The 21,985-nt window shown below is 43.3% G+C and carries 20 protein-coding genes and 1 pseudogene; 4 read left to right on the top strand and 17 right to left on the bottom strand.

The features are described from left to right. The first annotated feature begins 437 nt into the window (after window positions 1–437). Complete coding sequence (locus DUN60_RS22430; RefSeq protein WP_102326889.1) at window positions 438–1,661, top strand: DUF819 family protein; 1,224 nt, start codon at window positions 438–440, stop codon at window positions 1,659–1,661. An 81-nt stretch (window positions 1,662–1,742) separates the two neighbouring features. Here the strand turns inward: DUN60_RS22430 and DUN60_RS22435 are convergent, their stop codons facing one another. The 6 genes and pseudogenes from DUN60_RS22435 to DUN60_RS22460 form a co-directional block, all read right to left on the bottom strand. Continuing rightward, a complete protein-coding gene (locus DUN60_RS22435; RefSeq protein WP_114635507.1) occupies window positions 1,743–2,603 on the bottom strand; it encodes a transporter in 861 nt (286 codons plus the stop codon). 197 nt (window positions 2,604–2,800) lie between these two features. Then, a pseudogene (locus DUN60_RS22440) lies at window positions 2,801–2,941 on the bottom strand (L-threonine 3-dehydrogenase); the annotation flags it as partial. 406 nt (window positions 2,942–3,347) lie between these two features. After that, complete coding sequence (locus DUN60_RS22445; protein WP_102326886.1) at window positions 3,348–4,538, bottom strand: BspA family leucine-rich repeat surface protein; 1,191 nt, start codon at window positions 4,536–4,538, stop codon at window positions 3,348–3,350. Between the two features lie 26 nt (window positions 4,539–4,564). Beyond that, the gene (locus DUN60_RS22450; RefSeq protein ID WP_114635773.1) at window positions 4,565–5,002 is read right to left on the bottom strand and encodes a BspA family leucine-rich repeat surface protein; all 438 of its coding nucleotides are present in this window, start codon (window positions 5,000–5,002) and stop codon (window positions 4,565–4,567) included. A 352-nt stretch (window positions 5,003–5,354) separates the two neighbouring features. Beyond that, entirely contained in the window at window positions 5,355–6,386 is a 1,032-nt protein-coding gene (gene tdh, locus DUN60_RS22455) for an L-threonine 3-dehydrogenase (protein WP_004730216.1), read from the bottom strand. A 110-nt stretch (window positions 6,387–6,496) separates the two neighbouring features. After that, window positions 6,497–7,690, bottom strand: a complete 1,194-nt coding sequence (locus DUN60_RS22460) for a glycine C-acetyltransferase (RefSeq protein ID WP_114635508.1) — start codon at window positions 7,688–7,690, stop codon at window positions 6,497–6,499. 383 nt (window positions 7,691–8,073) lie between these two features. Here DUN60_RS22460 and DUN60_RS22465 point away from each other — a divergent pair, with 383 nt between their 5' ends. After that, window positions 8,074–8,805, top strand: coding sequence for an EAL domain-containing protein (locus DUN60_RS22465; RefSeq protein WP_114635774.1), 732 nt, complete (start codon window positions 8,074–8,076; stop codon window positions 8,803–8,805). A 7-nt stretch (window positions 8,806–8,812) separates the two neighbouring features. On the opposite strand, the gene DUN60_RS22470 is transcribed toward DUN60_RS22465, so the two are convergent. The 7 genes from DUN60_RS22470 to DUN60_RS22500 form a co-directional block, all read right to left on the bottom strand. Next, window positions 8,813–9,634, bottom strand: a complete 822-nt coding sequence (locus DUN60_RS22470; RefSeq protein ID WP_017111833.1) for a helix-turn-helix domain-containing protein — start codon at window positions 9,632–9,634, stop codon at window positions 8,813–8,815. Window positions 9,635–9,780: 146 nt separating this feature from the next. Beyond that, on the bottom strand, window positions 9,781–10,485 hold the full coding sequence (locus tag DUN60_RS22475; protein WP_114635775.1) for an ABC transporter ATP-binding protein: 705 nt from the start codon (window positions 10,483–10,485) through the stop codon (window positions 9,781–9,783). A 25-nt stretch (window positions 10,486–10,510) separates the two neighbouring features. Continuing rightward, on the bottom strand, window positions 10,511–11,794 hold the full coding sequence (locus DUN60_RS22480; RefSeq protein ID WP_102299031.1) for an ABC transporter permease: 1,284 nt from the start codon (window positions 11,792–11,794) through the stop codon (window positions 10,511–10,513). A gap of 2 nt (window positions 11,795–11,796) precedes the next feature. Further along, window positions 11,797–13,011: an ABC transporter permease gene (locus tag DUN60_RS22485; RefSeq protein WP_114635509.1), complete on the bottom strand. Its 1,215-nt coding sequence runs from the start codon at window positions 13,009–13,011 to the stop codon at window positions 11,797–11,799. Continuing rightward, complete coding sequence (locus DUN60_RS22490; protein ID WP_114635510.1) at window positions 13,004–14,332, bottom strand: TolC family protein; 1,329 nt, start codon at window positions 14,330–14,332, stop codon at window positions 13,004–13,006. The genes DUN60_RS22485 and DUN60_RS22490 overlap by 8 nt, the downstream gene beginning before the upstream one ends. Further along, window positions 14,325–15,458 (bottom strand): efflux RND transporter periplasmic adaptor subunit, encoded by a 1,134-nt coding sequence (locus tag DUN60_RS22495; RefSeq protein ID WP_114635511.1) that lies wholly within the window; start codon window positions 15,456–15,458, stop codon window positions 14,325–14,327. The genes DUN60_RS22490 and DUN60_RS22495 overlap by 8 nt, the downstream gene beginning before the upstream one ends. A 185-nt stretch (window positions 15,459–15,643) precedes the next feature. Beyond that, window positions 15,644–16,237 carry a cysteine dioxygenase gene (locus DUN60_RS22500; protein WP_114635512.1) on the bottom strand — a complete coding sequence of 198 codons (594 nt, stop codon included), beginning with the start codon at window positions 16,235–16,237 and terminating at the stop codon, window positions 15,644–15,646. Between the two features lie 374 nt (window positions 16,238–16,611). Between DUN60_RS22500 and DUN60_RS22505 the strand changes: the two genes are divergently transcribed. Then, window positions 16,612–17,544 (top strand): LysR family transcriptional regulator, encoded by a 933-nt coding sequence (locus DUN60_RS22505; RefSeq protein ID WP_004730200.1) that lies wholly within the window; start codon window positions 16,612–16,614, stop codon window positions 17,542–17,544. Next, window positions 17,544–17,927, top strand: a complete 384-nt coding sequence (gene gloA2, locus DUN60_RS22510) for an SMU1112c/YaeR family gloxylase I-like metalloprotein (protein ID WP_012600386.1) — start codon at window positions 17,544–17,546, stop codon at window positions 17,925–17,927. The genes DUN60_RS22505 and gloA2 overlap by 1 nt, the downstream gene beginning before the upstream one ends. 113 nt (window positions 17,928–18,040) lie before the next feature. Here the strand turns inward: gloA2 and DUN60_RS22515 are convergent, their stop codons facing one another. From DUN60_RS22515 to DUN60_RS22530, 4 genes are all read right to left on the bottom strand, one after another. After that, on the bottom strand, window positions 18,041–19,576 hold the full coding sequence (locus DUN60_RS22515; RefSeq protein ID WP_114635513.1) for a PepSY-associated TM helix domain-containing protein: 1,536 nt from the start codon (window positions 19,574–19,576) through the stop codon (window positions 18,041–18,043). A gap of 112 nt (window positions 19,577–19,688) precedes the next feature. Beyond that, entirely contained in the window at window positions 19,689–20,039 is a 351-nt protein-coding gene (locus DUN60_RS22520) for a hypothetical protein (RefSeq protein WP_114635514.1), read from the bottom strand. A 325-nt stretch (window positions 20,040–20,364) separates the two neighbouring features. Continuing rightward, window positions 20,365–20,760, bottom strand: coding sequence for a cytochrome b562 (locus DUN60_RS22525; RefSeq protein WP_004730193.1), 396 nt, complete (start codon window positions 20,758–20,760; stop codon window positions 20,365–20,367). Between the two features lie 166 nt (window positions 20,761–20,926). Continuing rightward, entirely contained in the window at window positions 20,927–21,673 is a 747-nt protein-coding gene (locus tag DUN60_RS22530; protein ID WP_114635515.1) for a phosphatase, read from the bottom strand. Window positions 21,674–21,985: the final 312 nt, after the last annotated feature.

Consider the following 21,985-nt stretch of genomic DNA (forward strand, 5'->3'; position numbering starts at 1 on the left):
GTACGAAGAACGGATGCTGGAATCGGTAATCCACAACATTTATGTGATCTACCTATAATTTTTAATTTCTACTCACATAGCAAAAATGAATTCATTTTTTACATTATTGAAACATTCCACTCTTGCATAAACCACACTATAAACATGGCTATATATGCACTCCATCTAACCATTCGAACATCGAGTCGATTTATAGCGACCACTCTCTAAGGCTTGAATTACATTGCATATATCTAAACTCGCCTCACAAGCTGCCATTAAAACATTCACAAAACCAATAATTAATACTCCACATTCACAAATTCAAACCGTGAAAATTAACACAAACGTTTCAAAGTATGTCTATCGTTACAATTTGTAACGTATGCCAGTTGTCGGTATAGTCCTGCACTTCAAAAAGTGAGGCGGTTGCGCTCACCTTAAAGGAGATAATAATAATGATTACTAATGATGCTGTAATAATGGGCATGTTAGCTGTTATTCTTGGCGGTGTTTTTATCACGGAAAGTAGCCAAAATAGCGCACTGAAAAAATTCTACTCGTTCGTTCCGGGTCTATTGCTCTGTTACTTTGTTCCCTCATTGCTGAACAGCTTCGGCATCATCGATGCGTCAAACTCAAAGCTATACTTCGTTGCAAGTCGCTACCTCTTACCGAGTGCACTCGTTCTTCTGATCATCTCAGCAGACCTTCGTAAAATATTTGGCCTTGGTTCTAAAGCCGTCATCATGTTCCTAACTGGTACTGTCGGCATTATCATTGGCGGGCCTTTAGCGATTCTAATTATCGACCAAGTTAATCCTGATCTTGTATCTGGCGATGTATGGCGTGGCCTTACAACTGTGGCAGGTTCTTGGATTGGCGGCGGTGCAAACCAAGCAGCAATGAAAGAAGTGTTCGAGGTTGATGACCAATTATTCTCTGCAATGATTACGGTTGATGTTATCTGTGCGAACATTTGGATGGCCGTGTTACTTATCATGGCAGGTCGTCAGAAGAAGATTGATGCATGGTTGAAAGCAGATACTTCATCTATTGAAGAGCTAAAAGAGACGGTTTCTAAATACCAAGAAGAGAACGCTCGCCCAACAACCACAACAGATCTCATGAAGATCACGGGTATTGCGTTCGGTCTTACCGGCCTAGCTCACTTATTCAGTGACCTAATCGCACCTTGGATCTCGACCAACGCTCCAGAACTCGCGAAATACAGCCTTACATCAGGCTTCTTCTGGTTAATCGTAATGGTGACAACGTTCGCGCTCATCGCTTCATGCTTCAAATCAACACGCAGTCTTGAGCACAGTGGCGCATCAAAGGTAGGTTCAGCGTTCATCTACATCCTAGTTGCAACTATCGGTATGCAAATGGATGTGACGGCTATCTTAGACAATCCAGGCTACTTCTTCATTGGTATCACATGGCTAACTATCCATGCCATTCTAATGATTGTGATGGCGAAGCTTATCCGCGCACCACTGTTCTTCATGGCTGTCGGTAGCCAGGCTAACGTTGGCGGCGCAGCATCAGCTCCTATCGTAGCTGCAGCGTTCCACCCAGCATTAGCGCCAGTCGGTATCCTTATGGCTGTATTGGGCTACGCTCTAGGTACATACGGTGCCTACATCTGTGGTCTCATCATGCAGGCTGCTACGGGTTAATAGAAGCGCTTCAATGCAGTAACACAAAAGGCTGAACGATGATCGTTCAGCCTTTTTCATTTCTACTCTTTCACAATTAGATTAATCAAACAAAGACGCCAGCTTATTTTCCACCACAGGACTGATATTAAAGCTCAACATAAAGTCCGGACGTGTCTTTTCATCTTTCTCAATATAATAATTCGCTTCAATACCGAACTTCCAAGGACGTCCATTCAAAACCGTTGTTTTACTAATACTGATATTTAACGGAATTTCCGCCTGATCCTTATTCCAGTCATATGAGAATGTCGGCGCAGAACCAACCGTCCAACCTCCACCTAAGATCTCTACCCAAAAAACTTGTGTCGATGTCTTGTTTATTCGAGTATCAGAATGGTCGGCTCCGTCTCCAGAAACACCATACAAGTGGTTTGGGAACATACCTACAACTCGCTCACTACTTGCCTTCCCGACCATAAACTCTGGCCCGACAGCAAATTGATCAGCCGTTAAGTCATTACTACCTGTAGGCAAAGAAGCAAACAGACCGAAAGCGACAATAGTACCGCCCTCCATTTTAGGCGCATAAGCTAAATCAAATGAGATGTCTGTAACGCCTGACTGCTCCATATGTTGGGAACTTGTCGGCGCATTCACATTGAAATCATTCTGAACATAAGAGATAGCCGGGCGGAAGATCACTTTGTCGCCATTATCCATTGGAAACGGCAATGTCGGCTGTAATACAGTCGCGAAAGCATCCCCTCCACCATCGTAACCACCTGAATACTGGAGCTTTAAATTAAGGCTAGCGTAAGCTGTGTTTGGGTTTGCAAGTTCCTTTGCTGCCTGTTCTGCTGCTTGATTGCTATTACCTTTCGAGATAGTGGTATTAGCGTTCGCAAAATTCGGCGTTAATAATATTCCAGTTATTATCAGTGCAAGTGGTTGACAAGCCATGAGCCCTCTCTTCAATAATAAAACAATAAGGTGTAACTGCTTATTGAGTATTTTAGAGATTACTGAGCAGTAAAATGGCCATTAAGTGACAGAGGTAATTTAGTTGAGAAGAAGAGAGCTTAGATACAAAAATGCCCCAAATCTCTTTGGGGCATTTTCAAATAATCAGGAAGCGAGAGAGTGTTTACTCCTTAAGCTTATTCCCAATCAAGAATTACTTTACCAGACATACCAGAGCGTATCATGTCGAAGCCTTTCTGGAAGTCGTCCACTTTGTAGTGGTGGGTAATGATTGGTGTTAGATCTAGGCCAGACTGGATTAGTGAAGCCATTATGTACAAAACAAAAATTAAACATTATAAAACAACAAGTTAATCTTATTCCATAAAGTATATGGCGACAAAGTGGCGACAGTTTCAGTCATTGTTATAACTCCCCCACTTCAATAGGAGGTGTCTTTCCCACCTTTCTTCCTATTTAACGCCTACAAACAAGTAAGCACTGTAAGAAAATATGCCGTAGAACTTTAAGGAACGAAAATAAATTACTATAAAAACAACAATTTGACCAAGAAACCTATGTATATAAAAACAGTTACAAAGACAATTTATACCCATAAATAACGCTGTTTTATAATGAAAGCCGCCATTTTTGCAGCCACTTTTTGAGAGTGACTCAACCAACAAAAAAGCCAGCATTGAATCCATCAACACTGGCCTTTGTTTAGTTAAACCGATGAGAGGGTTAGTCTACAAAATACGGCAGTTGTTCTTCAGTCAAAGCACTGTCTTTGGCAAAGTCAGTATGCCCCAGTACCCTGCTCACGTTCCAATTGGTTAGATCTTGGTTAAATGCAGAAGCATTAGAAAACATCTCTTTCATATTTCTCACACTCAATGTATTCCAATTACCAATATCTTGGTTAAATACTTTTGCCCCAGAAAACATATTATCCATTGAAGCTACTTGTGAAGTATACCAATTGCCAATGTCTTGGTTAAATTTTTCTGCGCCAGAAAACATCTTACTCATAATCCATACTCTTGATGTATCCCAATGTCCTATGTCTTGATTAAAAACTCGTGCTTTGTAAAACATCGAAGCCATGTTCGTCACATTCGATGTATCCCAATTCCCAATTTTTTGGTCGAATGCGTGTGCTTCCCTGAACATACTTTGCATAAGCTCCACATTAGACGTATCCCAATTACCAATATTTTGATTGAACGCGTATGCTTGCCAGAACATCGTAGTCATATCCTGAACTCTTGATGTATCCCAATTACCGATATCTTGATTAAAGGATTCTGCCTTTCTAAACATATCCCTCATATTAGTTACATTAGACGTATCCCAATGACCAATATTTTGATTAAACGCGTATGCGCTCCAGAACACCGACCTCATATCCAGAACACTTGATGTATCCCAATAACCTATATCTTGGTTAAATACCCATGCAGAACTGAACATAAAATCCATTCTTTGAACACTTGATGTATTCCAATAGCCTATATCTTGGTTAAATGAATGTGCCCAAGAGAACATAGAACTCATATCTGTAACATTAGATGTATCCCAATGTCCTATGTCTTGATTAAAAACTCGTGCTTTGTAAAACATCCAAGCCATGTTCGTCACATTTGATGTATCCCAATCACTAATATCTGTATTAAAAGAAACTCGGTCATAAAACACTCTACTCATATCCGTCACCTGTGTGGTGCACAAGCGGATATGACCTTGCTCTAAATTATCTAACAAAGTCTTATTTTTAATTAGAGTATTATCCACCACGACATAAACTTTGCCATTCTCAAACATCACTGAGTTAACGGCTTGGTCAGGGCACTTTACTGAGATATCAGCAGCAAAAGCAGTTTGGCTAGCAAGCGCGGCGGCGCCCACAAGAAGTGAGGTTATGGTTCTTTTCATTATATTGTCCTAGGGTTGAATAGACGTTATTGCGTAAAAGTTGGAAGGCTATCTTCAGACAGGCCACTGCCTTTGACGAAGTCGGCATGACGAGAGACGCGCTTGACGTCCCAGTAGGTTAAGTCTTGGTCAAATCGCTTAGCGCCAGAGAACATACGGTCCATGTTGGTTACACGAGAGGTGTCCCAACGGCTGATGTCTTGATTGAAGTATTTGTTTTTAGCAAACAGGTCACTCATGTCTGTTACGTGAGTGGTGCAGAGTAGGATGTTGCCATCCAGAAAGTTTTGCCAGTAGTCTGAATTGCGAATGAGTGCGTCATTGACGACCACAAACAATTCATCTTCTTGAACCATGACGGTTCCTGGTTTATTTGATTCGCAAGTCACCGTTTCAGGCTCACTAGCAAAGGTATGGCTACAACTCAGCAGCGCGCAGGCGGAAATAATCGAACGTAAATTCATAGTTAAAAACATGATTTAATTAAAATAAGTTAGGAATCATACAGAAAGCACACCTATCTATTTCACTATTTGGGTCTGCAATTTCACTAAAAAAGTGGAATTGCATTCACCATCCCAATAAATAACATTATTAATGACAGAACGCGTTATAAATAATCCTTTGTGTCGGAGTGCCACAATAATTAGTTAATCATCTAGCACATGTTTACCCTCGTTCACCACTTCGCACTCTGCCTTAAGCATTCAGCTCTTTTTTTTTGGCCTTAAATAACGTTTTATCTACTCATTTAAAAACAAAAAAGGCGACAGTAAAAACTGTCGCCTTTCTAATATCTTGTTACTCAGTTAAAGCTTATTCCCAATCTAGGATTACTTTACCTGACATACCTGAACGCATCATGTCGAAGCCTTTCTGGAAGTCGTCCACTTTGTAGTGGTGAGTAATGATTGGTGTTAGATCTAGGCCAGATTGGATTAGTGAAGCCATCTTGTACCAAGTTTCGAACATCTCACGACCGTAGATACCCTTGATAACCAAGCCTTTGAAGATTACTTGGTTCCAATCTACTGCCATGTCTGATGGTGGAATACCTAGTAGAGAGATCTTACCGCCGTGGTTCATGTTAGTCAGCATGCTGTTGAACGCAGATGGGTTACCAGACATTTCTAGACCTACATCGAAGCCCTCAGTCATGCCAAGATCAGCCATTACATCTTCAAGCTTCTCTTCCATTACGTTTACTGCGCGAGTCACACCCATTTGACGAGCAAGGTCTAGGCGGTATTCGTTTACGTCAGTGATTACAACGTGACGAGCACCAACGTGTTTAGCAACAGCAGCAGCCATGATACCGATTGGACCAGCACCAGTGATTAGCACGTCTTCGCCTACTAGGTCGAAAGAAAGCGCTGTGTGTACTGCGTTACCAAACGGGTCAAAGATTGATGCTAGATCGTCAGAGATTTCTGCAGGGATCTTAAATGCGTTGAACGCAGGGATCACAAGGAACTCAGAGAACGCACCAGTGCGGTTAACACCAACACCTGTTGTGTTACGACAAAGGTGAGTACGGCCGCCACGACAGTTACGACAGTGACCACATGTGATGTGACCTTCGCCAGATACACGGTCGCCGATTTCAAAACCACGAACTTCTTGGCCGATGCCAACAACTTCACCCACGTATTCGTGACCTACTACCATAGGTACTGGGATTGTGTTTTGTGACCATTCATCCCAGTTGTAGATATGTACGTCAGTACCACAAATTGCGGTTTTCTTAATACGAATAAGAAGATCATTATGACCCATTTCAGGTTTTTCAACCTCGGTCATCCAGATGCCTTCTTCAGGCTTAAGCTTAGAAAGTGCTTTAATTTTCATAATATTATCCAGTTCATCTCGCCTAACTATAAGGCGAGAATCAAAAATCTATATGTTCTATTGGGTGTTGTTCTATCTAATCAAAGGATGCACAAGGCACCCCTTTAAAATTAGATGATAGCCATGTCTTTACCAACTTGGATGAACGCATCAATTGCGCGGTCTAGTTGCTCACGAGAGTGTGCAGCAGACATTTGTGTACGGATGCGAGCTTGGCCTTTTGGTACTACAGGGAATGAGAAACCTACCACGTAGATGCCTTTCTCTAGTGCGCGCTCTGCGAATTCAGCTGCTACTTTTGCATCACCCAGCATGATTGGGATGATTGCGTGATCAGCTCCGCCCATAGTGAAACCAGCTGCTTCCATGCGAGTACGGAAGTGGGCAGAGTTTTCCCATAGTTGAGTACGTAGGTCGCCAGATTCCGCTAGAAGATCTAGAACGCGAATAGACGCAGATACGATTGCTGGTGCAACAGAGTTAGAAAATAGGTATGGACGAGAACGCTGACGTAACCAGTCGATCACTTCTTTCTTACCAGAAGTGTAACCGCCTGAAGCGCCACCCATTGCTTTACCAAGCGTACCTGTGATGATGTCGATACGGTCTACAACGTTGTGGAACTCGTGAGTACCCGCACCGTTTTCACCCATGAAGCCAACTGCGTGAGAGTCATCAACCATCACTAGTGCGCCATACTTGTCAGCAAGGTCACAGATAGCAGGAAGGTTAGCGACTACGCCGTCCATTGAGAACACACCGTCAGTTACGATAAGCGTGTGACGAGCACCCGCTTCTTTAGCTGCGATAAGTTGTTGCTCTAGCTCTTCCATGTTGTTGTTCGAGTAACGGAAGCGCATTGCTTTACATAGACGAACACCATCAATGATAGATGCGTGGTTTAGAGCATCAGAAATGATTGCGTCTTCTTTGCCTAGGATTGTTTCGAATAGGCCAGCGTTTGCATCAAAACAAGATGTGTAAAGGATAGTGTCTTCTTTACCAAGGAACGTAGATAGCTTTTGCTCTAGTTCTTTGTGAGAGTCTTGAGTACCACAGATGAAACGAACAGAAGCCATACCAAAACCGTGTTGCTCCATACCGTCTTTAGCAGCTTCGATAAGGTCAGGGTGGTTCGCAAGGCCTAAGTAGTTGTTTGCACAGAAGTTTAGTACTTCTTCACCAGTCGAGATAGAAACCGCTGCTTTTTGAGCAGAAGTGATAATGCGCTCAGACTTGTAAAGACCTTCTTCTTTAACTTCTTCGATTTGAGTTTGAATCTGTTGGTAAAATGCAGAAGACATTGTCTATTCCTTCCTAATTATTATTCAGCAGCATCGCGCGCCGCATTATGTAGGGGATGTAAACGATTTCAATTCGATCATTTACACTGTAAAACTTATACCCCTATTCTAGTTGAACATCCCCTTCTCGATTATCCCTTTAGTTGGAAAAACATTAATGAACCACAGGCACTAATAATAGTTCATCCCAGTGACACAGGGCACATAAACGCGTCTTACCTGTTCTTTTTAACGTCAAATCCCCTTCCGTTCCTGTCAAATTTCGCTTTCATATCGAATATCAATTTTTCATCTCAGAACGATATAGTGATGATTATCCGCATCTCTCAGAATGTGCGACCGTTACGCCGCTATGCAAATGAGACAAGATGAGAAATAAGCACATGACCCTATCCGATCACACCATTCAAGAAGCCTTCGAAAACGACTGGTACACCTGCTTTTATCAGCCAAAGGTGCAGCCTAGTGTCGAGAAAGTGACTGGAGTTGAAGCGCTGTTTCGTTTAGATATTCCAGAAGAAGGGATTTTCTCTCCGGGCGTGTTTATTGATCGCGCGTTTGCATTGGGTTATGAAGAAGAAATCTTTTTTAGTGTGCTTGAGCAATCTCTAACGGAGGTCAAATCGCTTTCCGTTCATCTAAGCTTGGCGGTAAACATCAGCAAGAAAGTGCTAGCAAACCCTGATAATGTCGAAAAGGTTCGTGAATTACTTTGGAATGCATCTTTCAAAGCAGAACAGCTTACCTTTGAGCTAAGTGAAAATGATCAGTTAGATGAGCAGCTTTGTGAGCAGATAAAGCGCTTTAAGTCTCTGGGCGTCAGAATCTCTATCGACGATTTTGGTATCGGTTATTCAGACATGAATAAGGTGATTAGCCTTAATGTCGATGAAGTAAAGTTCGATAAATCGATTGTGAATAGTATTAAGCCCGCAAGCTCCGATTTAGTTAAGCGTACTTTGGCATACTGCAAAGAGTCTGGTATTGAAACCGTTGCGGAAGGCGTTGAAGACGCAGATACACGTCAAATGATCCACCAGCTAGGGTTTGATCGCTATCAAGGTTTCTTGTACTCAAAACCTCTGCCTTTAACCGACCTAAGATTGGTCATGTAGAGCGCCTTTACAGGCTAGAGCTTAAAACAAACTCGACACTTTTCTTCTTCTGCTTAAGGTCGTGGTAACGGATATACTTAAAGTAAATATCGTGTTTATTTTGGATGTTCTGAGAAAAAGGATTTTTCACCACTTTCTTAATATCTGCCTTGAAAAACGGCATGCCGAGCTTGCTCATATAAGGTTCTAAATACAGGTCATACAGGAACTGACACATAGCTGGGTCAAGGGTCGGAAAGCGAAACTCAGTATCAGACAAATTATCCGCCATGTAATCGAAGATCTTACGACGAATCACAATGCTAACCGCGCCAACACTGCAGAGCATCTTACTTAAGCCGTCATACACCACATGACCAATAATGACCCCCTCGAAAAGAAAACAAAGTACCTGCATATCTTCTTTTTTCACACCCAGATGCTGAGAAACCTCGATAAAATCTTTGCCATAGGTTTTTAGATGCATTCCTTGAATCGACTTAAGCCTTTTCGCTGGAAGTGCTCCCATGTTATATGACTCAACACTCGTCACCTCATAGTCATAACCAATATCAATACTGAATGGACGCTCGACATTCTTAGTGGCGGCTTTCACCTGTACCATTTCTTCAACGGAAAAATCGTAATCGACCTGAAAGAAACTCGCGATACCAAGACGACGAACAAAACTAGGCAACGTCTTTGCCCTTTCCCATTGGCTGACCATCACCTGATTGACACCAAAAAACGCTCTATGAGAATTGGAAAGCAACTCTGCAAATTCTTCCTGTGAAATAGAGATTGATTCACGAAGTCGTTTTAACTCTATAGGGAAATTTTCTTTATTCATCTGTTACTTACCTAGCTTTTTTATCAGTGTAGTTCACTCAATATCGTCCGTACAAGATCAGTGTTAAACACTTAAGAAAAAAGCCACTTCGTGAGGAAGTGGCTCTAAGCGAAAGCTGCTAGGTTCTAGGTTCTAGGTTCTAGGTTCTAGGTTGAGCAATGTTGCCCTTGGCGATCAGACAATACTTTACCGTCTTTGATCGTCACTATTCGCTTAGTTCGTTCAGCAAGCGAGTTATCATGCGTCACGATAATCAATGTTCGGCCCTCAGCATGAAGCTGATTAAACAAAGCCTCTATCTCAGCGCCAGACTTGGAATCCAGAGCCCCTGTTGGCTCATCAGCTAATATAATCTGAGGGTCATTAACCAAAGCTCTAGCAATAGCGACACGCTGTTTCTGACCACCAGACAGTTGATTCGGTTTATGGTCAAGTCGATCGCCCAACCCTACTTGTTCAAGTAGTGCCGCCGCACGCTTACGACGCTCTTTGGCTTTGATCCCTGAGTACACGAGAGGCAGAGCAACATTGTCCAATGCAGATGCATACTCAAGCAAATTAAAACTCTGGAATACAAAACCAATTTTTTGATTCCGAATACCTGCAAGCTCATTAGCACTCAACGCAGCAACATTTTTTCCATCTAGCTGATACTCCCCTTCCGTCGGCTTATCAAGGCAACCAAGCATATTCATCAGCGTTGATTTACCGGATCCTGACGGGCCTAAAATAGACAAAAACTCTCCCTTCTCAATCAAGAGATCGACACCGTCTAGTGCACGTATCTCAGTATCACCGTTTGAGTAGTGTTTACCGATATTTGAGAGTTCCACTAAGAATTTGTTAGACATGGTTTCTCCGCTGTCTTTGATCTCATCATTCACTTTGTAGTGCCTCCATCGGAGTCACTTTCGCCGCACGATTAGCCGGAAGCCAAGCCGCAGCGACACCAATAACCACCAACGTCAAAACAACAATGGTGACAACCAACCATGAAAGCTCAGGCACAGGTTTACCAAGACGCTCATAAAACATGTTGCCTTCAAGCTCTAAAGAGCGAATTACAGCAATCAGTGTATAAGTGATCACTAAGCCCAATAAACCGCCCATCATCATAGTCATTAATGACTGAACCAGATAATGCATGCGAATCATCCCTGGAGTAGCACCGACCGCCATTCTCACGCCAATATCTCGTGTGGATCGTTTCACCGTTGCATACATCACGTTAGCAATACCTATGCCCGCCACTGCCAAAGTGATAAAACCAATCACACCAAGGAACCCCTGAAGACCAACTAAGAATTGTTGCATCGTTTTTTGTTTGAGAAACATATCCTCAACCTGAACGACCTGCTCATCACTGACACTGGCACCATGTTTGCGCGCAATAACCTGACGAATCGTATCTGCAAGTTTGACTCTGTCGACACCATCATGAGGTTGAACGTTGATACCACTAATGTCACCGTTAATATTAAAACGCTGCCATGTAGAGAAAGGAACAAAGCTCGAATAATTGATGCTATCTCCCTGTTCAACCTTGGCACTGTTTTTCTCTAGTACACCAATCACCGTAAACTCTTGGCTGCCAATTTTTACTGTTTTCCCCACGGGATTGACCTCTAATTTGACAGTAGCAAACCAGCTAAAGCTTTCATTAGGGTTAAACAAATCGGCCGCTAAAAGGTAACCCAACACGATAACTTTGCGTTGTTGCTTTTGGTCTAGAGGATTAAACCAACGCCCTCCTGGACGTGTCTTGAGATTCGTCACCGACTGAAATTCAGTCGTTACAGCTAACGCTTTTTTCCAAGACCCTCGCTCCCCAACAGTAAGTGATTCATCCCACACAGCAGTCGGCACCGCAGCTTTGATGTTAGGCAGAGCCTCTACAACTTTCGTATCTTCTACTGTTAGAGTCAGCGGCTTGCCCTGATGAAAAGATCCATAATCAACCGTAGCCATCCCCCCTGATAGATAAATCAAATTACCATTGCCATTTTGTGCCGTTTTAAGCACGCCTTGCCTAATGCCTTCTCCCACCGATAGCATCGCTGAAATACACAAGGTTGCCCACGCAACAGCCAGAATCGTGAGCCCAAGTCGTAGCTTTTCTGCAGACATTTCCTGAAAGATTTGTCTCATCGGTAATAGCATGATTAAGCCCTCGCAATGAGTGCATCAACAGGAGTTAGACGAGACGCCCGTTTTGCAGGAAAGTAAGAGGCTAGGAACGCCAGAATCAGTGTCACCGTTAACGCCATTCCAATAGAGCTTAACGTGATAACAGGTGATCCAATCCATTCTGGTAACACCATCGAGCCAAGTAAATAAACCGTACCAAAGGACGCCATTAATCCCACGATGGATCCTAAGGTAACTAAGATAAGCCCCTCAATAATAAACTGAGACATGATGGAACCTTGTGTTGCACCAATCGCCAGCCGAACGCCAATTTCCCGAGTTCTTTCCGTAACAGAGAGAAACATGATATTAGCCACACCCAAAGCGCCAACCGCCATAGTCATAGCGCCACTGGCCGTCAGGAATATTTGAATACCACGAAAGATACCGGTAATCACGTCTCCACCCTCACTAAAGTCGGGCAGATAGACCGCATCTTTATCAGTAGGGTCAAAGTGCATCTGTTTAGCAAAAAAATTAACAATGTTACGTCTAAACGATGCGGAATCCATGGCTTCTACAGGCTTTAATAGCAGTTGCCATGGCTTATCTTTCCAGAGATCAAGATAAGTGGTTTGGGGCACAAAAACTCGTCGACTCTCACCGAAAGAGATCCCTCCTTCATTATCGACCATCACACCTATTACGTAGAATGGAATACCGTTGATCTTAATATGATCGCCAATATCGACTCCACCCATTTGAGCAATTCGATCACCCAATACAACCACCCGAGTGTGGTTTTTCATATCCGTCACCGAAATATTTCGTGAACCAGGCTGCAACTTATTTTGTGAGATAGGAAAATAAGAGGGAGCAACACCACTCACCATACTGCCAATATTATGCCCTTGAGTGTTCGTCACGCTGGTATCCCTTTTAAGGTAAACAGCAGACGCCTCTTTAACAAAACCAGCCTGCTGGATCAGCTCAATTTTATCTTGTTCAAGGTTTATTTCTCGCCTTGAAGGCATGCCCTGCCAAGGTTTACTCGTACTAGAGGGAAACACAACCTGAGTGTCATTGACCAAAAATGAGAAAGACTTCGTTTGATAACGATAGAAGCCTTCTCCTAACGCCATTAAAACAACAACAGACAGCACGCCCCATGAAATTGCGATAATAGCCAAGGCACTTTTCATCCGATGCGCCAATAACGTTTGCCAAGTCTGAAGGAAAAGATTAACCATGGTGCAGCGCCTGAGAGATCAGCGCCATCGCTTCATCATCTAATTTACCGGTTGTCTGAAGCAGGCCTATTCTCTGACGCCAATAATCATATAAGTTGGTCTGTAGAAGGAACCTTGAATCAAATAAGCTGTTATGTGCATTAATAACATCCGAGGCTTCTAGGAAACCCGCGTCGTATAACTTTTCTTTGCTACTCAACACCTCTGCGCGAGACGCTACAACATCATGCGCCATTAACACTCGTTCCCAGTTGAGTTTCACTTGAGTAAAGTTCTGATCAATTCGCTTCTTGATGTCTATTTCAACCTTTCGTAAATCCTGCTTAGCCGTCAACAAGTTAAGCGAAGTTTGATCCACTTTGGCGCGTGTTGAACCATTTAAATCAATAGGAACACTAAGAGTTAAACCCGCGTTAAACTCACCGTTGTCCAACCGATCACTGTCGTTATAGCCCACTTGTCCTTTAACTGTCGGGTAATAACCTCCTTGGGCAGACTTTTTGTCTAGCTCGCGCGCTTCAACGCCTTTTATGGCAACCAGTAATTCAGGGCTATTATTTCTCGCTAGCTCAAGCCACTGCTGCTGAGAAGCCACCAGCATAGGAGGCTCAACCAAGTTCTCGGTACGAATTTGATCGACCGAATCAGGAGCTTGGTTTATCAGCGCTTCCAGCTCTGACTTTTTACTTTCTAACTCTGCCTTTGCTCGCAGAATATTGGCTTTGTCAGACAACTGATTAGCACGCATCTCTTCCACATCAATCGATTTCACTTTGCCTGCTAGATAGCGTTTTTCGAAGATTTTTAGCAGCTTGCTGCCTTCCTCTAACTTACTGTTGGTGAGCTGTAAGTTACCTTGAGCGCTGCCTATATCGAGATAAACCAGAAGTAACTTAGCCGCCAAATCATTATGTGCTTGAGCCAATTCCAGCTGGGATTTCAGATACTCTGATTGTGCTTTATCTAATTCAGACCAAAGGCTACTGTCCCAAACAACCTGAGACAGCTCTGCACCATAACGATTTGAACTACTGCGGTCTTCGCTCCAGTCTGCTGAAGCGCTCGCGCTTAAAGCGGGTAATAAAGAGCTGCGACTTAAATCCACCGAACTCTCACCGAGTTGAACACCAATTCGGGCTTTCTCGTAATCAGGATCCGTCTGTTTGGCTCGCTGCCATGCTTGTTCAATGGAAATGGCATATGAAGGGCAACTAAGCACAGTTGCTAATAGCAAGCTGCCTACACTCAACAGGGGCGATTTACGAGCTGACAGAGGTTTGTCTAATCGCTGTGAACAACTAAACAGCGCAGGCTTAACCATGTGATGCCCCCATCATACTGTTATCGATGACGGTTTCGTCTAACTCCACACCTTCGATGACTTCGACATTGATGCCATCGGATAGGCCCAGTTTTACCGCTTGTTTGTGGAAGCCTTGTTCTGAGCTGTCTGGAATTAATACGTTAGGGCTGTCGCCTTCAAATTGCAGTGCGCGCTCTGGTAGAGTGAGTACATTTTCTGATTTAACTAGAATTATCTGAGCAGATGATGAGAACCCTGAACGTAACCGGACGTCTTTCGGTATTTGGAGCTCGCCAACTTCGACTTCAAAACCGTTATCAAAACTTTTGCCCGAACTACTATCAGCTGTTGCGTTAAGACTTTCAGACTGAATCGCAATCTTAGTCAGTACCCCTTCTATTTCGATACTTGGATAAGGTGCAACGGTCAGTGTTACTGGCATCCCCGGAGTGAGTTGCGCGGCATCATGCTCACTAACACTGCCCTTAAAAATCAGGCTGTTCATATCGGCCAATGACATCATTTCTGTTGCCGCTTGGCTCGATTCAGTAGAAATAATCGGTTCTCCTACCTCGACTTTTCGATTCAACACCGTACCGTCTATCGGAGCGTAAATGGTTGAGGTGAGGCGAGAGTTACCAATTGTCGACTCCCCGCTTTGAATCAATTCGAGGTTCTGACGTTTTTGCATAACGTCAGCCTGTGCTGATTTCACATTGGAACGTGCAGTCACATATTCGTCGTAGTTCTTAGGAATGATTTCTTGTTCGACCAAACTCTGCAGATTAGCGAGTTGTTGTTTTGCTGACTCAATGTTCGCCTCACTTCGCATCAATTCGGTCGAGGCATCGGTCAACGCTTTCGGGGTAGGGTTAGGGCGAACCTTAATAAGCGGCTGACCTTGCGTTACGTACTCACCAACACCGGCATAGATTTCACCAACGATCCCGTCGATTTGAGATTTGATAGACACAGAGTGAGCGGGAACGATATACCCCACCGCAACCGCCTGCTTTTCGATCGTCCCCGTGGCAACCGTTAGGGTTGGAAAGGCTTCAGGAGGCGTTGAAGTTTGAAAATAGAAATACGCACCTCCACCTAGCAGCGTGGCACATGCCACAGACACTAACCCACGTTTAGTCATAATTTATCCAGCTCATTATTTTATATTTGTGAGCCCTATGACTACCGTGGATATGCGAAGTTCATAAATAGTATAAAATTTTATAATGCATAGCGTTAAAGCAAAATTAAACGATAGACTTTCTACGCCTCCTTTTAGCCTTATCATGACCATTTAAGTAGAAAGTTGTCTCCGTTTAACGCACTTTAAATCTCGTAGGCCCAGCACTCTTGTTGTATGTCGAGCAGCTCCGGCTTACCGCTCTCTAGCCGATAGAGGTGGAATTGGCTTAAAGGGGGCGAATACACATGTAACGTAATGAGCGGTTCATCTCCAGCCTGTAGATTCGATATCTGATGGATATCATTATCTTTACTGACGGTCACACTGCCCTCTTGGAAATGAGTCGACTGAGAAGCAAAAATATGGCCATTAGCCGCCGTTTCAAACAAGGTTTCCGTTGCTTGCCCATGTAGAACCTTTACGCCACAAGACGTATTCAAATGATCGTGTATTTTACTTCTTTGCCCATTTAGCCAACTCAAAATTAAAACTTCGCAGTGGTCATTCTTGAAAAGTCTTTGTCGGCAGTATGTTTCTTTATCAAAACTCGCCAACGACTTGATCTCTTCTTTACTCAGCTCGATGTTATCCAATATGAACCTAATGGAAGCCAGAGACATAGGTTTATTCGCCAGCTGTATTTGGTCCATAAACTCTTGGAAATTAAGCTCATAATCGTTATTAATTAACGCGGCTAACGCGGGAGATTGCGTTGGGGTGATATCAGTACGTTGCAAAATACTTACCTCTGACTATGTTTTCGCTCTTCCGAACTCGAAGTTAAAAGCTCTCTTCGAACGATGAAATATAGCTGATTCGATTCAGCACAAGTTGGGAGGATACTAACACCGTTTAAATGAAATTTAACAAGTAACTACAAGTATTTACATTCATATAACAAAAGCATCTAACAACCAATTTGAAGCAACGGAATCGCCATATTGACTTGAGCTCTGAATAGCTGGGTAATATGAAATAGGAACAACAAAAGAACGGCTTCTATCACGGCTACTATTGCGCGAATCAATTAATGAAATTGATTCACAAATCAGAAGAGATCAATCACAATCAAGGTTATGGTCACTGTTGAAATTAGTCTAACTGGATACTTATGATTAACCCAAAACTCATCGCCCTACTTCCCGATCTCGCCTCGTTTATCTTAGTTGTGAATGAGGGTAGCTTTACCGCCGCAGCAAAGCAGCTAGGCGTTACACCTTCAGCGTTGAGTAAATTGATCACACGTCTAGAAAAAGCACTCTCAGTAAAACTGTTCGAGCGAACCACTCGTACATTGATCATCACGCAAGCAGGCCAGTTGGTATACGATCAAAGCGTGGTCATGATTAATGCGGCGCAACAAGCGGTTGAGCTTTCTACCTCTGACCATACTGAACCTGCTGGCTCTATAACGGTAGCAGCGCCAGAAGCCTTCTTGAACTCCGTGCTACAGCCTTTCGTTGTTCCATTCTTGAATCAGTACCCTGAAATTCAACTCAAGTTAAGAGCCGCTGATGGCGACATCGACATATTGCGCCAAGGCATCGACATTGCCTTTCGCCTTACCGACAAACCTGACGAGAGTTTGGTATTGAAAGAACTCGGAAAAACAAACCTCGTGTTATGTGCGAGCCCGGACTATTTAGATGCCAAAGGAATCCCTCACCACCCTACCGAGCTTTCTGAGCACGACTGCTTATACCTTGCAGAAACAGATAAAGACCACATTTGGGACTTCCTTAAAGATGATGAGTTTTACACGGTCCCCGTCAGCGGACGTTACGCTGTGAACCACTCTCAGATGCGATTGAAAGGTGTTAAAGAAGGGCTTGGCGTGGGTATTTTCCATGACTTCGTGATTCAAGATGCATTGGCTGAAGGTTCTGTAGTGCAAGTACTGGAAGATTGGACCATCAAGAGTAATTACCATGGCGCTATCGCGATGCAGTTTGCTCAAACCAAGTATATGCCTGCTCGCCTACGTGTATTCATTGATTACGCAATGGAACACTTGGGTGACAAGCTGGCAGGAGAAATAAACTGATGCTGAAAGGAATACACCACGCCGCCATTATTTGCTCAGACTACGAAGTCTCTAAACGCTTTTATACGGAAGTTTTAAAGCTTGAAGTGATTGCGGAGAATTATCGTGAAGCACGTCAGTCGTATAAGCTCGACTTGGCACTGCCTAATGGCGCTCAAATAGAATTATTCAGTTTCCCTGACGCACCTGAAAGACCAAGCTTTCCGGAAGCTCAAGGGCTGAGACATTTGGCTTTTTGTGTTGATGACGTTCAACATGCCAAAAGCTATTTGGAAGAACAAGGCATTGAAGTCGAACCGATTCGAGTTGATGAGTTTACGGGGAAATCATTTACGTTTTTCGCAGACCCAGACGGCCTGCCGCTAGAGCTGTATCAGATCTAAAGCTTTATCAAATCTAGCGCTGAATCAAGTCTAAAGCCTCCCTCACAAAAGAAGCAATCATCTGATTAATAAAACGGACTTTCTCAAGTCGAGAAAGTCCGTTTGCATGTCAATTAACTCAACGCGGTCTTGAATTTCTCAACGCGTGAAAACAGTAACCAATCCAATAGCATTGCAGTCACAATCGTTGCACCCGCGAGTGGAAACAATATCGAAATAATAACCACAGTCACTAAACCCGCTTTCCATAAGCCTGCATCGCCAAACTTCGGTGGCGTTCCCAACTTTCTCTGGCCTGAAGGTCTGCGCATCCACCACATTACTCCACCAGTCACTGACACCAAAATGAATGCCAAACAGAACAACGCGTTTAGAAGCTTGTTGATGATACTGATATCACCTTGGTGCAGAGAAATACCCACGGCTAAGGTTTTGGCGAATAAATTGTAATCTTGCCACGTCACCTCTCCTAGGATGCGCCCTGAATATTGGTCGAGGTGAGTCGTGCGATCTTGGGTTGGATCGATAATGTCACCGCCCATGGTATTCGCAGCCACGGTGTAAACGCCCGTTTCTGAGCGCGGGAAATTGACTTTATATTGCGTAAAACCAAGAGATTGAGCTTTTGCTATCACATCATCAATCGAGAAATTACTCGCAGATAATACATGCTGAGAATGATCCTCACCCATCTTAGAATGATCATGAGCTTCAGACGCTTCTTCTACTTGGTGGACGTGTTCTGCTGGCTTATCTTGAGACAAAGGCAGTGGCGTTTGCTCTAGGTTCCAAGGCATTTCCTCCTCAGACCCGTGATTTAAAGAAGCATGCGTTTCGTGAGACAGAGGAATGTCGTCCCACATTTGAGCAGGAAAAGTACTCCATGCTTGCACTAGCTTACCGCCCCAAAAACCTGTCCATGACAATCCCGAAAGAATAAATAACAGAAGAATGAATGACAGTGTTCCACCGATGTTCGCATGCAGATCACGCATGAAAATACGCGTTCCTGAACCAAATCGAAGCTTAAGAAAACCAGCGCGGCTAGCGTTATCTCGAGGAAGCCATAAGTAAATGCCACTGATGAGTAACAGAATAGACAAGCTTATTGCGACTTCAATTAGGTAATCACCCCAATCACCAATCAACAAAGTGCCGTGAATGTCATTCGCCAGTTGGTACAGGCTATCGCTGCGCGGGATTTCTCCTACCACTTCACCAGTGTATTGATTCACCGTGGCGAAAACGGAAGTGCCATCTTCAAGCGATACAGAAAATCGGTTCGCAAGATCAGGGACTTTACTCGGAACAAACTGTGTCACCGTACCTTGTGGGTATTGATGCTGTACGGCAGCTAATTGTTGCGACACCTTGATCGGTTCGCCCGATGCAACAATTTCAATCGCGTCTTGATGGAAAGCGAGTTCAATTTCATCATCAAACAACATCACCAAACCAGTAATACTCAACATCAACATGAATGGGATAACGAATAGCCCTGCATAGAAGTGCCAGCGCCAAGTGAGGAAGTAGAGAGTTTTATTGCGGTCTTTGTTTTTTATATTGGTTCTCGAACCGGTTGTTGCACTGCTTGTAGACTGCGAAGTCGCTTGTGCTTTCGCAGAGCTTTGAGATTCATTTCTCAACATTATTATTTCCTTTGACACACGCAAACATACCTTCTGAAGAATCAGAAAGTAATCTGAGCATGTTTAACTTTACTTAATACTTTGTTTTTTTAATTATTTTAGAAGGTTAGGTTTAAGCAATATCAAAGGGAGGGCCGCGCGGGGTTTGTCTCGTGTAGCGTTCGCTTAGAGCCAAAAAAGCGTAGCTGTCTGAGACAATAGAACTCAGTCGAGTTGTCAGTAGTGTAGTTGGAAGTTCGTCTTGGTGAAACGTGGAAAAATGGCTAAATGGACACGGCTTTCCTTTGTGAGTATTGGGCTCGCCTTCCTCAATTTGAACCAGTTCAAAGCCGTTGACCGTACATAACGACGCCCATACTCCCGCACTATTACCATGAGCATTGATAACAGGCATTAATGTCACTAGCACCCAGCTTAATGCTGTAGCAAGTAACATGGAGAAGTTGAACGAAGTTCGGCGCATTATTCCTAATCTTTATAAATTTTCCTTATTATGAGGCACTTGTTATATAGGTAAACGTAAAGATTAACATCAGGTTAAAAAATTGAAGCTAACGCACACTCTTTTTAGTTAAAAACTGGTTACAACCAAAGAGCCAAAAGAATGTTACGCACCTATTAGCAGTAACATGTCTAGAAAATAGCAGTAAACTGTTTAGAAAAAAGACAATAAAAAACGCCGCCTTACACCTTCCTCTAGAGAGGGTAATGTAAGACAGCGTTTTAGAAATCGAATCTTGAGGCTTTGCTCTTTGTTACGTATCTAGCAAACTCAATTGATTAGCAAATTAACCGAAGATCTTGCTCCAAATGCTTGGATTACGCTTCTCGTGATACTCTTCACGAAGGCCATCGATAGTACGAAGCTCTTGCTGTGCAGATTCAAATTCACCTTGGTCTAGCTTCTTCTCAATGCTATCAATCGATGCACTGATCTTTTTGAAACCTTCCATGAAGTGTTCTTCTTTCTCAATTGGGTAAACACCCGTTTTGAGCTCAGCAACTAGCGTGTCGATACGTACGATAGGCTTTTGCATCTCTTCAATGTTTTGAGCTTCTGCCGCTTGTTTGAACGCAAGCTTCATTTCTTGCATGTTTTTCTTAAGGTCAACATTAGCAAAAGCGTTGCCAGACAATAGCGAAGCAGCGATTAAGCCAGATAAAAGGATTGAGCGAGTTTTCATTGTTTCTCCAGGTGAAGCGATGTCTTTGAAGATAGCGCCATCGTTATTGTGGCACTTCGACTTTATTATTTTCGGCTAGTGTATACAAAAATCCGTCGGGTACAAAAATTGATTGTGTCGAAATGCAAACTAGCTAGCTAATTACTGACAAGTACCAGGCAAACCATCATTCAAATACCGAAAAATCGGCAATTGATTGACGACCACGCAATGCTAAAAATGCCAAAAACTGCTGTGGCGAATGAGTGACCACTTTATTCGAATCCACACCTACTTTATCTAACAACGCAGCGACTAAGCCCAAACCACCGACATCTACGCAGAAATGCGCATCGCTACCTGTGGTAATAAATGCACCCTTCTCTTTCGCTATTCTTGCAATCTCATAACAGCGGTCAACACTGCCAACTCTGCTATTGCCTTTGAGTGTGGTGTTGTTGATTTCAATCGCAACGTTATGTTCCGCCGCACATTGAATCACAGCTTCAAAATCGAAATCAAAATTTGGGTTTCCTAAATGACCAAGTGCATCAATTCGACCACCTTTAATCACATTCAACAATGCTTCTGTATGGGTAGCGACATCCGATGGACGAAATACTGGCTCATGAAAACTCGCGATCACCCAATCCAAGTTCTTATCCACACTCGGATGAATGTCGATTTCACCCTGTGTGTTCATGATGTTTGACTCGACACCTCGAATAATTGCGACATCTTCAATAAAACGAGGGAGCACACGCTGATTGCTGAAAAACCAATAGTGTGGCGCGCCCGGCATGGATTCTGAATGGTCAGTAGTACAAAACATGGCTAAACCGTTTTGCTTCGCCGATTTAGCGTTTTCGATCAGCGTGCTGTAAGCATGGCCACTTGCGTATGTGTGGGTGTGGGTATCTACTTTGAGTTCCATGAATCAATGCTCTCTTCGCTTGGTCAAAAAACGTTTTTCAGAAAGTAACTCTGAGTCTCTTTCTGGAAAGGAGTGCCTGCACCTTTTTCTGAAAAGGAGTGCTTCGGAAAAGGAATGCTTAATGGCAACAATTCGACCAGTTTATCAGCTGAAAGTGACAATTAGCACCTAAACATAAGGGTTTCTTGCGAGTTCATTTACACAGCACGATAATACGTGGCTAACCAGAAGACACTAACGCTTTTCTTATCTGAGTAAAATCGAACATACTCGGTAATTACGCCAATTTTTTGCAACCTACCCAAGTTCGTC

It is taken from the genome of Vibrio splendidus, assembly GCF_003345295.1.
In the GTDB taxonomy this organism is placed as follows: domain Bacteria; phylum Pseudomonadota; class Gammaproteobacteria; order Enterobacterales; family Vibrionaceae; genus Vibrio; species Vibrio splendidus_K.

What these genes read in the sequence shown, in the direction of transcription:
- DUN60_RS22430 (WP_102326889.1), top strand. Translation starts at nt 438, where the DNA reads ATGATTACTAATGATGCTGTAATAATGGGCATGTTAGCTGTTATTCTT.
- DUN60_RS22435 (WP_114635507.1), bottom strand. Translation starts at nt 2,603, where the DNA reads ATGGCTTGTCAACCACTTGCACTGATAATAACTGGAATATTATTAACG.
- DUN60_RS22445 (WP_102326886.1), bottom strand. Translation starts at nt 4,538, where the DNA reads ATGAAAAGAACCATAACCTCACTTCTTGTGGGCGCCGCCGCGCTTGCT.
- DUN60_RS22450 (WP_114635773.1), bottom strand. Translation starts at nt 5,002, where the DNA reads ATGAATTTACGTTCGATTATTTCCGCCTGCGCGCTGCTGAGTTGTAGC.
- tdh (WP_004730216.1), bottom strand. Translation starts at nt 6,386, where the DNA reads ATGAAAATTAAAGCACTTTCTAAGCTTAAGCCTGAAGAAGGCATCTGG.
- DUN60_RS22460 (WP_114635508.1), bottom strand. Translation starts at nt 7,690, where the DNA reads ATGTCTTCTGCATTTTACCAACAGATTCAAACTCAAATCGAAGAAGTT.
- DUN60_RS22465 (WP_114635774.1), top strand. Translation starts at nt 8,074, where the DNA reads ATGACCCTATCCGATCACACCATTCAAGAAGCCTTCGAAAACGACTGG.
- DUN60_RS22470 (WP_017111833.1), bottom strand. Translation starts at nt 9,634, where the DNA reads ATGAATAAAGAAAATTTCCCTATAGAGTTAAAACGACTTCGTGAATCA.
- DUN60_RS22475 (WP_114635775.1), bottom strand. Translation starts at nt 10,485, where the DNA reads ATGTCTAACAAATTCTTAGTGGAACTCTCAAATATCGGTAAACACTAC.
- DUN60_RS22480 (WP_102299031.1), bottom strand. Translation starts at nt 11,794, where the DNA reads ATGCTATTACCGATGAGACAAATCTTTCAGGAAATGTCTGCAGAAAAG.
- DUN60_RS22485 (WP_114635509.1), bottom strand. Translation starts at nt 13,011, where the DNA reads ATGGTTAATCTTTTCCTTCAGACTTGGCAAACGTTATTGGCGCATCGG.
- DUN60_RS22490 (WP_114635510.1), bottom strand. Translation starts at nt 14,332, where the DNA reads ATGGTTAAGCCTGCGCTGTTTAGTTGTTCACAGCGATTAGACAAACCT.
- DUN60_RS22495 (WP_114635511.1), bottom strand. Translation starts at nt 15,458, where the DNA reads ATGACTAAACGTGGGTTAGTGTCTGTGGCATGTGCCACGCTGCTAGGT.
- DUN60_RS22505 (WP_004730200.1), top strand. Translation starts at nt 16,612, where the DNA reads ATGATTAACCCAAAACTCATCGCCCTACTTCCCGATCTCGCCTCGTTT.
- gloA2 (WP_012600386.1), top strand. Translation starts at nt 17,544, where the DNA reads ATGCTGAAAGGAATACACCACGCCGCCATTATTTGCTCAGACTACGAA.
- DUN60_RS22515 (WP_114635513.1), bottom strand. Translation starts at nt 19,576, where the DNA reads ATGTTGAGAAATGAATCTCAAAGCTCTGCGAAAGCACAAGCGACTTCG.
- DUN60_RS22520 (WP_114635514.1), bottom strand. Translation starts at nt 20,039, where the DNA reads ATGCGCCGAACTTCGTTCAACTTCTCCATGTTACTTGCTACAGCATTA.
- DUN60_RS22525 (WP_004730193.1), bottom strand. Translation starts at nt 20,760, where the DNA reads ATGAAAACTCGCTCAATCCTTTTATCTGGCTTAATCGCTGCTTCGCTA.
- DUN60_RS22530 (WP_114635515.1), bottom strand. Translation starts at nt 21,673, where the DNA reads ATGGAACTCAAAGTAGATACCCACACCCACACATACGCAAGTGGCCAT.